Source organism: Ralstonia pickettii, from assembly GCF_030582395.1.
In the GTDB taxonomy this organism is placed as follows: Bacteria; Pseudomonadota; Gammaproteobacteria; order Burkholderiales; family Burkholderiaceae; genus Ralstonia; species Ralstonia pickettii_D.
Genome location: NZ_CP104381.1, coordinates 1,574,721 through 1,585,516 on the forward strand (window position 1 = coordinate 1,574,721; position 10,796 = coordinate 1,585,516).

Below are 10,796 nucleotides of genomic sequence, written 5' to 3' on the forward strand. Positions count from 1 at the left end.
CCCAGAACGCCCTACCACCTACCCATCATGATGAAATCCGCTCTCTGGGCACTGGCGTTTGCCGTGCCGCTGGCCGCCTGCTCAAGCGCGTCAGGTCCCACCTTCAATGCTTATCAGATCAACCCGCAAGACGGTGTGGCGACGTATCGCGTCGAATGCCACGGCCTGCTCCAGGGGCAAGGCGTCTGCACTGACAAGGCCAAGGAGATCTGCGCCGACCAAGTTGTACGCCCGATCGAACCAGTAACGCCTTTCGGCCGCAGCACGGACGTTCGTACCTTGACCTTCCAATGCGGGCCGGCACCTGCCAAGCCCGTAACGGCCCTGCCTCCGAAAACGAAGCCGGCGCCCGCCCCGGTGCCAGCCGCAGTCGTCAAACTGGATCTGAGCGGTGACGCCAACTTCGATACCGGCAAGGCAACGCTCACCGCTGCCGCCAAGCGCAAGCTGGATCAACTCGTCGGAGATAGCCGCGGCATTGTGTTCAGGCATGGCGATATCAGCGGCTACACGGATTCGCGCGCATCGGCGGCATATAACCTTGCGCTGTCCCAGCAACGCGCGGATAGCGTGGCCGGCTACCTGCGGAGTCAAGGTCTGCAGTGCGACGACCTGACGGTACGCGGCTTCGGCAAGGACAACCCCGCCGCCTCGAACGCTACGGCTGCGGGGCGGGCAATGAATCGCCGCGTCGAGATTCGTCTGAGCCGGTCTTGACCGATGGTGTCAGCCAAAACAAAAACGGCGCCGATGCGCCGTTTTTCTATGCCTTCGCGGGATAGCCGAACATTCGGCGGCGGCGGTCAGCCGAGGTACGAACCGGACTTGCCGACCACTTCGGCGTAGGCGAGGTTGTCATCCCAACCGTTGCGGAAAAAATTGATGACTGCGCGCAGCAGCGACGTACGGTTGCTGGCCTGAACCTCGATGTCGCCGGCGAACTTGGGGGTGAAATAGGCTTGCTGGACCATGGTGTTTTCTCTCAGTGTGTTATCTAGGGTTTTCCCGAGTATAGGGTTATCCCTAGGGTAGGGCAATGAGGCAAAGCGAACCTCTGGTCCATTCTCAATATCACTCAAGGTGAATAATCCGGCGCCGGCCGGTGACACTGCGACTGTCCACGCGGCGGGGCGCGTTCGATGTGCCCTCTACTACTCATTTTTCTCCGGCGGAAAAGTTTTTTTAGCGACACGTTCCGCGCAGGAGGTGGAAAATCGAGCGAAGAAGTGCGCTTCTTCCTTCTTTGTTCTTCTATGTGGGCGCAATTTCCTCCATCGTGCGCACTTGTTGTTTGATCCACATGCCCTCTACCATACGCCGCCGAATCCCCCGCTTCTGCTTGTGTTTCGAGGAGGCCTTGTATGGCGTATCCCCCAATTCCGGTGCCGGTCGACGGCGCGCCCAGCGCCAACACGGCGTGGCAGGCGCGCAGCCGCGCGGCCGTGTGGCATCCGTGCACCCAAAATGCACGGCTCGATGCCATGCCGCCGCTGCCGATTGCCCGCGGCCAGGGGCCGTGGCTGATCGACTTTGACGGCAATCGCTACCTGGACGGCACCAGCTCCTGGTGGGTCAATCTCTTCGGGCATGCGAATCCGCACATCAACGCGGCGCTGAAGACGCAGCTCGATTCACTGGAGCACGTCATGCTGGCGGGTGCAACGCACCGCCCGGCAGTGGAGTTGGCCGAGCGCCTGATCGAGCTGACGGGCGGCGTGCTGGGCCACAGCTTCTTCGGCTCCGACGGCGCTTCTGCCGTGGAAATCGCGCTCAAGATGAGCTTTCACGCGCATCGCAATGCAGGGCAGGGCGCACGCAGCCGATTTGTCTGCCTGGAACACGGCTATCACGGTGAAACGCTTGGCGCACTGGGTGTGACCGATGTGGCGATCTTCCGCGATGCGTATGACCCGCTGATTCTGCAATCTCACCGGGTGCCATCGCCGGACGCGCGTCTGGCCGGCCCGGGCGAAACTGCCGCCGACGTGGCAGAACGCGCGCTGGCGGCACTGCGCGATTGCCTGAGCACCCACGCCGGCACGATCGCCGCCGTCATCATCGAGCCGCTGGTGCAGTGCGCCGCCGGCATGGCCATGCACGACGTGAGCTATCTGCGCGGCGTGCGCGCACTGTGCGATGAGTTTGGCGTGCATTGGATTGCCGATGAAATTGCCGTCGGCTGCGGCCGCACCGGTACATTCTTCGCGTGCGAGCAGGCTGGCGTGTGGCCGGATCTGCTGTGCCTGTCGAAGGGCATCAGCGGCGGTTATCTGCCGCTGTCGATCGTGCTGTCGCGCGATGCCATCTACGACGCCTTCAACGACGATGCGCCGGTGCGCAGCTTCCTCCATTCGCATTCGTATACGGGCAATCCGCTGGCCTGCCGTGCGGCGCTGGCCACGCTCGATCTGTTTGCTGAAGAAGACGTCTTTGCGCGCAATCGCGTGACCGCGGCGCGCATCGCCCAGGGCCTGGCGCCGCTGTCGCACGATGCGCGTTTTGCCCATCTGCGGCAGACGGGAATGATCACGGCGTTCGACGTGCACCCCGACGTGGCCGGTGCCCGCTTTGCCGAACGCTTTGCGCTGACGGCGCGCACGCATGGGCTGCTGCTGCGCCCGATCGGCCACACTGTGTATCTGCTGCCGCCTTATGTGCTGAGCGACGAAGAGGCCGACACGCTGGTCGAACGCACGCTGCAGACGCTTGAAGACACGCTGGCCCAAGCGACGGGCGAAACAGAAGGACACACTTATGCGATTGCTTGACGACCTGCAGGCGGGCCTCGACGCCATCGACGCCGCGCACCTGCGCCGTGTGCGCCGCACCGCGTACAGCCCGACCGACCGCAGCCAGCGCATCAGCGTGCCCGGTGAAGCGCCGCGCGACATTCTGGGCTTTTGCGGCAACGACTATCTCGGCCTGGCAGCCCATCCCGCCTTGGCCGAGGCGATGACGCGCGGCACACAGCAATATGGCTTCGGCAGCGGTGCGTCGCATCTGGTCAGCGGCCATTCGATCGCGCACGCGCGGCTGGAAGCACGGATGGCTGCAGTGCAAGCCGAACACATTCCCGAGGCAGATGCGCTGTTCTTCTGCACCGGCTACATGGCCAATCTGGCCGTGGTGAGCGCCATGGCGCAGGCTGGCGGCATCCGCCCGGCCGACGAATGCACGATTTTTTCCGATGCGCTGAACCACGCCTCGCTCATCGACGGAGCGCGACTGTCGCGGGCGCCCGTCAAGGTCTATCCGCACGTCGACGTTGCCGCGCTGGAGGCGCTTCTGGCCGCCAGCACCAGCCGCAACAAGCTGATCGTCACGGATGGTGTGTTCAGCATGGATGGCGACATTGCGCCGCTGCCCGAACTGCTTGCGCTGGCCGAACGCTACGATGCCTGGCTGATCGTGGACGACGCGCACGGCCTGGGCGTGCTCGGCGAGAACGGCGCAGGTGTGCTGTCGCACTTCGGGCTGCGCTCACAGCGCCTCATCTATGTCGGCACGTTCGGCAAGGCTGCGGGCGGATCGGGCGCCGCCATCGTGGCGCATCGACTTGTGATCGACTGGCTGGTCCAGCGCGCACGCACGTACATCTTCACAACCGCCGCGCCGCCGGGCATTGCGTGTGCGGTGGAAGCAGCATTGGACCTGATCGCAAGCGAGGAGGGGGATGAACGCTGCGCCCGCCTCGATCGCCACATCGCCGTGTGGAGTGCGCATGCCCAGCGCCTGGCTGCGCGCTTCGGCTGGCAATGGATGCCATCGCAAACGGCCATCCAACCGATCGTGATCGGCGAGAACGCACCCGCATTGGCGCTGGCCGCCGCGCTCGAACGCGAAGGCATCCGCATCGCTGCGATTCGTCCACCGACGGTGCCGGCAGGAACGGCCCGCTTGCGCATCACGCTGTCAGCGGCACATACCGATGCCGACATCGAGCGCCTGGCGCAGGCGCTGGAAGCGGCCGGCCAATCCCTGCAGCCAGCCAAGGCAGCCTGACATGTCCGCACGTTTCGATTGCTTTGTCACCGGCACGGACACGGAAATCGGCAAGACGTTCGTCAGCGCCGCCCTGCTGACCAAGCTCTCCGACGCCGGCTACCGTGCCGCGGGCCTCAAGCCGATCGCCGCAGGCAGGCTGGCGGGCGCGCCCACGCGCACCAACGAAGATGTTGAGCAACTGCGTGCCGCCGCGTCAGTCGATCTGCCGCTCGACACCGTTTGTCCATGGTTGCTCGACGCGCCGATGTCTCCGCATCTGGCTGCGGCGCGCGAAGGCGTGACGATCACGCTGCCACCGATTCTCGATGCGTTCGCACACGCAAGATCATTGGCGGATGCCGTTGTGGTGGAGGGCGTTGGAGGTTTCCGCGTGCCGCTGTCGGACGACTTCGACACGACCGAGATGGCCGTGGCATTGGGCTTGCCGGTGGTCCTGGTTGTCGGGCTGCGCCTGGGCTGCTTGAACCATGCCGCGCTCACCGCTGAAGCGATTGCCGCACGTGGCCTGCACCTGGCCGGCTGGGTCGGCAACGTGGTCGACGCGTCCATGGCTGGGCTTGACGACAACGTTGCGACGCTGTGCCGCTGGATCAACGCACCGCATCTGGGCACGATCCCGCGGTTGCCGCACGCCGATGCGCGGCGCGCAGCAGCCCACATCGATATCGCACCGCTGCTTGCGCGTTGAACTGGAGTGCAGCGGTAAACTACCGCCTTGACTTAGTTTGGCGAGGGCGGTTGTCATGCGCGCAATGCGTTGGCTGACAGTAGCGATTGTGGTGGCGGCGACGGCGGGATGTGCGGCATTGGAGTCCCCCGTCAGCAAGGGACAGCGACTGGTTGGCGCGGACGGGCCCGCTGTTCAGGCGCAGTTCGGCCCGCCGCGCGAAACCTACCCGCTCGATGGCGGCACCCGTTGGCTCTATCCGACCAAACCGTACGGGCAGTTCACCTACGCGGCGGACTTTGACGCCAGCGGCAAGGTGGTCGCCTTCAAGCAGGTGCTGAGCAGCCTCGAATTTGCCCAGGCCAAGATCGGCGTCTGGACGCGGGACGACGTGCTGCGACATTTCGGCCAGCCGGTCGAAACTGCGTATTTCCCGCGCATGGAACGGCTGGTCTGGTCGTACCGCTTCAAGGCGGACGACGTCTGGCCGTCGCTGATGCATTTCTACTTCGACCCCGCGGGCGTCCTGCAACTTACACAGATCACGCCCGACCCGCTTTACGATCCGGACCGCCCGCGACTGTTCCGCCGATAGTTGGCCAACAGGTGGCCGACAGTTGAGGCAGCGCAATCCGATTGTGCGCTCAGGGTTCCTCCTGCATTGCACGTGTTGTGGGGCGACCTAAGCTAGAGAGCAGGGGAGGCAGACGCCGCCGGCGCTTGCCGAGAGCAACCGTCATCAGAACGGGCGCGCATTGTTGGGGGTGCATCATGCTGACGCATCGCTGGGTCGACATCGACCCGATCGCAGCGGGTCAACATCCGCTGTATGGCATTGCCGGATGGCTGCCGTGGGTACTGGCTATTGCCATCGCAGGGCCAACGTGGGTGTTCTGGCAGGGGCTGACGATGGATGCGCTGCAACTGGCCGGCGCCGATCTGTTCGATGCCAACGCGCCGGGGAGTGGGGCGATCAACCTGACCACGCTGCTGTATCTGATTTCCAGCGTGACGGTGCTGGTGCTGGCCACCACGCACGACAGCGCATTCCGCCCGGCCATGCTCGTGCACATGGCGCTGCTGCCGCCGCTGATTGGCCTGATGCTCATGGCGGGCGGCATTCCAGGAGCGCGCTCCACCTTCATCGACGGCGTGGCCGTTGCCGTGGCACTGACGCTGACGTGCGGCGTCTACCTGCAGGTCTCGCGCCGCGTGCACATCACCTTCGAACTCCGCGACCGGGCGCCTGGCGAGCACGCCTGGTCCAAGCGTCAGAAACGGGCCGCGGCGGGTTGACGAAAGTGACCATCACGTAGCTCACGCCAATACGTCAAATGAGCCCGCAGGCCCGCTCGCAACGAGATAGTTTCCGCCGATATTCAGTCGATCAGCGCAAAGCGTCGCACCTGCCGGCCGTCGACCTCGACCATCTCATGGAACATCGTCGATGGGCGTGTCCAGATCGTGCCGTTGGCGGCGCGATAGACCGTCATCTTGATGGCGGGATCGGGTTCGTACGTGGCCTCGCACAGCCATTCGTATTCGCCGCCCTTGTAGTGGCGGTAGCGGCGCGTTGACGAGTCTTGCATGGCGGGTTCAGTGTTGCGTTGGCTTGTCTTCTTCGTCGACGTAGGGCACGTGCTTGCCCTCCTGCGTCTGCGCGCCGAGCTTGGCGTCTTCCATGGCGTCCTGGTACGCCAGCATGGCGGCAGCCACGGCCTCTGGCTCGCCATTGAACGAAATTACGCTCTCGCCGCAGTTCGGGCATTCGCCGCCGAAGATGGCGTGGATGCCGGGCATGTCGCGCGGCTCCATCCCTTCGAATTCGGTAAAGGCGGTCTGGCAGGCGCCGCAGACCAATTTTTCAGGGCGCAGCGCCTCCAGCCGGGCGTGCGCCTGAGAAATGCGGTCGGCCTGTGAGCCGCGTCGTTTGGCTTCGCCCATGATGTTCTTCCTGATTTCAAATGATTGGAGGTTGGATCATACCGAACGGCACAGCACGCCTGACACTTCGCCTGACCCGATCAGCGCTCCGCCAACCGTTTCAGTGCGGCCAGCACGTCAGGAAAATCTGAAGTGACCATGGGCCCGAACGTGGCGGCATCCGGCCCCGTGATTTCGGTGCGATAGACGATCTTCGTGCCGCCGGAGGGCAGGCTGACGAGCTGATGATCGACCAGAACGCGCGTGCCATCGACGACCGTCTCGTCGACAAAGCCTTCATGGGGACGCACGTTGACCAGCGTGCTGACAAACGCATCTTGCCCCGGCGGCTGCATGGTGAACTGCGTGCCGTCGGCAAACGGCCCGTGAAGCTCGATGCGCTCGATGCCCGCATTCCAGTCGCTCCATTTCTCAACGTTGGCGAACAGTTCCCAGATGCGGGCGGGGGAAGCGGTCGTTTCAATGCTCTCTTCATGAATCCACATAAGCGGCTCCGATTCTTTTCGATGTGTGGGCGGGCAACGGTGCATGGCAGCGCTGCCTCGGCATAGATTGCGGCGGATCGGGCTGCAAGGTACAGGCACGCGGTAACAGTCGGCAACTGTCGAACCCGGGCCACCGGGCAACGCCGGTGAAGGACCTGAAGATTCAGAATGGTCGGGCCCGCTCAAGGCGGGCACCAAGATCAAGAACACATTCAGCAGGTGGCGGGCGACCATCCGGTCGACGGCAAGGCCGATGGCGTGTGCTGTCTGCGCAAGCAGGAGTTTTTGAAGAAGGTTTAGCGGGGTGCGTTGGACCGGGAACGGCGGATGGTTGATCCTTTATTTAACATAATGCAAATTATGAGAAATATAGAGGCGCACGCTGAGGTAGCGGTGCCCATCACCCGATCAACCCAGCGGCGCGCATTCGGCAATTCACTCTGCCATCGCCGGCACCACCTCGACGCGTTTCGGCACGCCCGTGACGATGGTCGCGACGGCAATCGCCAGCACCACGGCGGCGCCGATGAACACACCGGCCGCGCCGTTCGCGTCGAACACCACGCCGCCGGCTGCTGCACCGGTCGCAATCGCGAGCTGCACGGCAGCGACAATCAGGCCGCCCGCGCTTTCGGCTTCGTCGGGCACGGTGCGTGTCACCCATGTCGACCAGGCCACCGGCACGCCGCCAAACGCCATGCCCCACAGTGCGATCAGCACTGCGTCGATGACCGGTGCGCGGCCCAGCGCCACAAGTGCGATGCCAAGCACAACCATCAGCGCGGGCATTGCGATCAACATTGGGCGCAGCCGGTGTTCCAGTACGCGGCCGGCCAACGATGTACCGACGAAGTTGGCAATGCCGTAGCCCAGCAGGATCGCCGACAGCCCGTTCACGCCAACGCCCGCCACCTGCTCCAGGAACGGCCGCAGGTACGTGAAGAACGCAAAGTGGCCGGTGAACACGAGGATCGTCGCGAACATCCCGATGCCGACGCTCGGGCGGCGCAGCACGTCGATCAGCGTGCGCAGGCGCGTCGTGCCGCTTGGCGCCATCGATGGCAGCGTGGCGACTTGCGATACGAACGCCAGCACCCCGAGCGCGGCCGCAGCAAGGAACACATTGCGCCAGCCGATCAGGTGGCCGAAATAGCTGCCCAGCGGCGCGGCGGCAATCGTGGCGACGGCCACGCCGCTGAAGATGATCGACAGCGCCCGCGGCACCAACGCCGGTGGCACGAGTCGCATTGCGGTGGCGGTGGCCATGGTCCAGAAGCCGCCCAGCGCAATACCAAGCACCACACGGCCGATCAGGATCGTCGTGAGGTCGGTTGCAAACGCCACGGCAAGATTGGATGCCACGAGCAGCACCGAGAATGCGAGCAGCACGCGCCGCCGGTCGATGGCGCGCGTGACGGCGGCGGTCAGCAAGCTGGTGACCAGGGCAACGGTTGCAGTGGCCGTGACGGCCTGTCCTGCCACGCCTTCTGTTACGCCAAGGCTTTCCGCCATGGGCGTCAGCAGGCTTGCTGGCAGGAATTCGGCCGTGACGAGCCCGAACACCCCCAGCGCCATCGCGAAGACAGCGCCCCAGGCGGGTTCACGCGGCGCCTCGACTGAGGCGGCTGTGGAGGTTGCGGGATTCATGCGTCAGTCCGTAGAAAAGCATCAGGGAAACTACCGATAAGGTCGCATGGTAGGGTCTGATAGCCGGACGGTCTATGGCATACAATCCGGTCTTGTTGATCAATCGTCCGGATCTGAGATGCCCTCTTCTCTGTCATCTGCCCTGCCCGACGTGCACGACCTTGTCAGCGAGCTGTTGCTTGGCATGCGGCTGAGCGGCGTCCAGTACCGCCGTATCCATGTGGCGCGGCCCTTCGGGCTGAGCTTTGGCAAGGCGCCGGGGCGTGCGCAGTTTCACTTCGTTGGTCGCGGGCCGGTGTTGCTGCGCGACGCGTCGGGGGCGACGATGCGGCTCGAAGCGGGCGATGCGGTGTTGCTGCCGCAGGGAACGCCGCATGCGCTGTTGTCCGATCCGGATGCGCCATGCCGCGAGATCGCCGGTTTTGAAGCCGCGAAGATCTGCGACACGGTGGCGTCGGTGGGTGCCGGTACGGAGGCGGCACCGGGCGATGCGCTCATTTTCAGCGCCTGCATGGAGCTGGATCTGGGCGGCATGCAGCCCCTGGTGGGCACAATGCCGGAGTTCATGCATGTCGGCACCCTGCTCGCGCGCTATCCGGAAATCCGCCCGATGCTCGACGCGATGGAGCGCGAATCGTGCTCCGAGCGCGCAGGTTTTGCCGGCATCCTCGCGCGGCTGGCGGACGTGGTGGCCGCCTTCATCGTGCGCGGCTGGGTGGAATGCGGCTGCGGCGACGCCACGGGCTGGGTGCAGGCCCTGCGCGAGCCGAAACTCGGTCGCGCGATCGTCGCGCTGCATCGTGACCCGGGCCGCAACTGGAGCGTCGCGGAGCTGGCAGCGCAAGCCGGCGTCTCGCGTTCGGTGTTTGCCGAGCGCTTCCTGGCTGCCACCGGAATGACGCCCGTGCGCTATCTGACCGAGCTGCGGATGCGGCTCGCCGCGCAATGGATCACGCGCGACCGCGAGACGATCGAAGCCGTCGCATACCGGCTCGGCTACGGGTCGCTCGCCGCGTTCAGCCGCGCATTCAAGCGCGTGGTCGGGCGTCCGCCGGGTGCCATGCGTGCGGAAGGCGCCGAACTTGACGCGTGATGTTCAGCGCTGGCGATAGATCTGTGCTGCGCGCGTCGATTGCGTCGGCTGAAAGCGAGATCGATCCGCTGGTCGCGCGCACGGCCGCCGCAGCCGAAGCGGCCTAGTCGATCAACCGGCCATCCGCCTCAAAGAACGGGTGCGGGCCGTCGAACTCGCCTACGTACGCGAGATGGCTCACCAGGCCCTGCCCCGGCACCCACGCGTGCACCTTGTAGGCGGGCGGCTCCATGACGAAGCCGGGCTCGCCGTCGGGGTCCAGATCCAGCGCCACCTGGTGCGCCGGTGACGGGCAAGTCGACGCCACCGTCCCGGCAAACCGCACGTCAATGGAGCGATGCAGATGGCCGCAGATGATGCGCTCGACGTTACCGGCGGCACGCACGATCTGCGCGAAAGCCGGGATGTCTTCTAAGGCGAGCGACTGCACGTCCATGTGGCCGATGCCCGTAGCAAACGGCGGGTGATGCATCGCAATGACGGTCGGGCGCTGCGTTTCGCGTGCCAGCGCTTCGGCCAGCCAATCCAGGCGGTGCACGCCCAGTCGGCCGCCCGGATGGCCGGTGTCCAGCGTGTCGATCACGATCAGGCGAACGTCGCCAATGTCGGTCCAGTACTGGAAAGCGTGCGTGTCTTGCGCATCGGCCGGAATGGACGCGAGCCAATCGGCAAAGGCTTCGCGAGCGGCTTCACGGCCATCATGGTTGCCAAGCGCCGGTAGCATGCGGATGCCAGCCGCATCGAGCGGCGCCAGCACCGCGCGCAGGTGCGCATATTCCTCGGGCGCGCCAGCGTCGACCAAGTCGCCGGTCAGGACGATGGCGTCCGGTTTCACCGGCTGCGCCAGGATGTGCGCCACGCAGCGTCCCAAATACGCCGCCGAATCCACGCGCCGATATGCCAGTCGCCCCGGGCGCTTGATATGAAGGTCAGTCAGTTGCAGGAAATGCATCGG

General features: G+C 64.9%; 13 protein-coding genes. 7 read left to right on the top strand and 6 right to left on the bottom strand.

Annotation, left to right across the window (positions count from 1 at the left end; all coding sequences use genetic code 11):
• Positions 1-27 precede the first annotated feature (27 nt).
• On the top strand, positions 28-717 hold the full coding sequence (locus N5B55_RS07575; protein ID WP_304539657.1) for an OmpA family protein: 690 nt from the start codon (positions 28-30) through the stop codon (positions 715-717).
• A gap of 86 nt (positions 718-803) precedes the next feature.
• Here N5B55_RS07575 and N5B55_RS07580 read toward each other — a convergent pair whose 3' ends face one another.
• Positions 804-971, bottom strand: coding sequence for a hypothetical protein (locus N5B55_RS07580; RefSeq protein ID WP_173004233.1), 168 nt, complete (start codon positions 969-971; stop codon positions 804-806).
• A gap of 390 nt (positions 972-1,361) precedes the next feature.
• Here N5B55_RS07580 and bioA point away from each other — a divergent pair, with 390 nt between their 5' ends.
• From bioA to N5B55_RS07605, 5 genes are all read left to right on the top strand, one after another.
• Positions 1,362-2,768: an adenosylmethionine--8-amino-7-oxononanoate transaminase gene (gene bioA / locus N5B55_RS07585; RefSeq protein WP_304539658.1), complete on the top strand. Its 1,407-nt coding sequence runs from the start codon at positions 1,362-1,364 to the stop codon at positions 2,766-2,768.
• Positions 2,755-4,002, top strand: coding sequence for an 8-amino-7-oxononanoate synthase (gene bioF, locus N5B55_RS07590; RefSeq protein ID WP_304539659.1), 1,248 nt, complete (start codon positions 2,755-2,757; stop codon positions 4,000-4,002). Before bioA ends, bioF begins: the two co-directional genes overlap by 14 nt.
• A 1-nt stretch (position 4,003) precedes the next feature.
• Positions 4,004-4,693, top strand: a complete 690-nt coding sequence (bioD, locus tag N5B55_RS07595) for a dethiobiotin synthase (protein ID WP_304539660.1) — start codon at positions 4,004-4,006, stop codon at positions 4,691-4,693.
• A gap of 55 nt (positions 4,694-4,748) precedes the next feature.
• Positions 4,749-5,267, top strand: coding sequence for a hypothetical protein (locus tag N5B55_RS07600; protein WP_304539661.1), 519 nt, complete (start codon positions 4,749-4,751; stop codon positions 5,265-5,267).
• Positions 5,268-5,443: 176 nt separating this feature from the next.
• A complete protein-coding gene (locus tag N5B55_RS07605; protein ID WP_065855012.1) occupies positions 5,444-5,968 on the top strand; it encodes a hypothetical protein in 525 nt (174 codons plus the stop codon).
• 83 nt (positions 5,969-6,051) lie between these two features.
• Here N5B55_RS07605 and N5B55_RS07610 read toward each other — a convergent pair whose 3' ends face one another.
• The 4 genes from N5B55_RS07610 to N5B55_RS07625 all read right to left on the bottom strand — a co-directional run bounded on the left by N5B55_RS07610 (position 6,052) and on the right by N5B55_RS07625 (position 8,748).
• Positions 6,052-6,261: a DUF1653 domain-containing protein gene (locus N5B55_RS07610; protein WP_304539662.1), complete on the bottom strand. Its 210-nt coding sequence runs from the start codon at positions 6,259-6,261 to the stop codon at positions 6,052-6,054.
• 7 nt (positions 6,262-6,268) lie between these two features.
• Entirely contained in the window at positions 6,269-6,616 is a 348-nt protein-coding gene (locus N5B55_RS07615) for a hypothetical protein (protein WP_027681460.1), read from the bottom strand.
• Between the two features lie 80 nt (positions 6,617-6,696).
• Positions 6,697-7,101, bottom strand: coding sequence for an SRPBCC family protein (locus N5B55_RS07620; RefSeq protein WP_304539663.1), 405 nt, complete (start codon positions 7,099-7,101; stop codon positions 6,697-6,699).
• Positions 7,102-7,536: 435 nt separating this feature from the next.
• Positions 7,537-8,748: an MFS transporter gene (locus N5B55_RS07625; RefSeq protein WP_304539664.1), complete on the bottom strand. Its 1,212-nt coding sequence runs from the start codon at positions 8,746-8,748 to the stop codon at positions 7,537-7,539.
• A gap of 118 nt (positions 8,749-8,866) precedes the next feature.
• Here N5B55_RS07625 and N5B55_RS07630 point away from each other — a divergent pair, with 118 nt between their 5' ends.
• Positions 8,867-9,841: an AraC family transcriptional regulator gene (locus tag N5B55_RS07630; protein ID WP_304539665.1), complete on the top strand. Its 975-nt coding sequence runs from the start codon at positions 8,867-8,869 to the stop codon at positions 9,839-9,841.
• 103 nt (positions 9,842-9,944) lie between these two features.
• Here N5B55_RS07630 and N5B55_RS07635 read toward each other — a convergent pair whose 3' ends face one another.
• Positions 9,945-10,793 carry a phosphodiesterase gene (locus N5B55_RS07635; RefSeq protein WP_304539775.1) on the bottom strand — a complete coding sequence of 283 codons (849 nt, stop codon included), beginning with the start codon at positions 10,791-10,793 and terminating at the stop codon, positions 9,945-9,947.
• Between the last annotated feature and the right edge of the window lie 3 nt (positions 10,794-10,796).

Excerpts from the sequence above, each read along its gene's own strand:
- N5B55_RS07615 (WP_027681460.1), bottom strand. The coding sequence starts at position 6,616 with ATGGGCGAAGCCAAACGACGCGGCTCACAGGCCGACCGCATTTCTCAG.
- bioF (WP_304539659.1), top strand. The coding sequence starts at position 2,755 with ATGCGATTGCTTGACGACCTGCAGGCGGGCCTCGACGCCATCGACGCC.
- N5B55_RS07625 (WP_304539664.1), bottom strand. The coding sequence starts at position 8,748 with ATGAATCCCGCAACCTCCACAGCCGCCTCAGTCGAGGCGCCGCGTGAA.
- N5B55_RS07575 (WP_304539657.1), top strand. The coding sequence starts at position 28 with ATGATGAAATCCGCTCTCTGGGCACTGGCGTTTGCCGTGCCGCTGGCC.
- bioD (WP_304539660.1), top strand. The coding sequence starts at position 4,004 with ATGTCCGCACGTTTCGATTGCTTTGTCACCGGCACGGACACGGAAATC.
- N5B55_RS07635 (WP_304539775.1), bottom strand. The coding sequence starts at position 10,793 with ATGCATTTCCTGCAACTGACTGACCTTCATATCAAGCGCCCGGGGCGA.
- N5B55_RS07620 (WP_304539663.1), bottom strand. The coding sequence starts at position 7,101 with ATGTGGATTCATGAAGAGAGCATTGAAACGACCGCTTCCCCCGCCCGC.
- N5B55_RS07630 (WP_304539665.1), top strand. The coding sequence starts at position 8,867 with ATGCCCTCTTCTCTGTCATCTGCCCTGCCCGACGTGCACGACCTTGTC.
- N5B55_RS07605 (WP_065855012.1), top strand. The coding sequence starts at position 5,444 with ATGCTGACGCATCGCTGGGTCGACATCGACCCGATCGCAGCGGGTCAA.
- N5B55_RS07610 (WP_304539662.1), bottom strand. The coding sequence starts at position 6,261 with ATGCAAGACTCGTCAACGCGCCGCTACCGCCACTACAAGGGCGGCGAA.
- N5B55_RS07600 (WP_304539661.1), top strand. The coding sequence starts at position 4,749 with ATGCGCGCAATGCGTTGGCTGACAGTAGCGATTGTGGTGGCGGCGACG.
- N5B55_RS07580 (WP_173004233.1), bottom strand. The coding sequence starts at position 971 with ATGGTCCAGCAAGCCTATTTCACCCCCAAGTTCGCCGGCGACATCGAG.
- bioA (WP_304539658.1), top strand. The coding sequence starts at position 1,362 with ATGGCGTATCCCCCAATTCCGGTGCCGGTCGACGGCGCGCCCAGCGCC.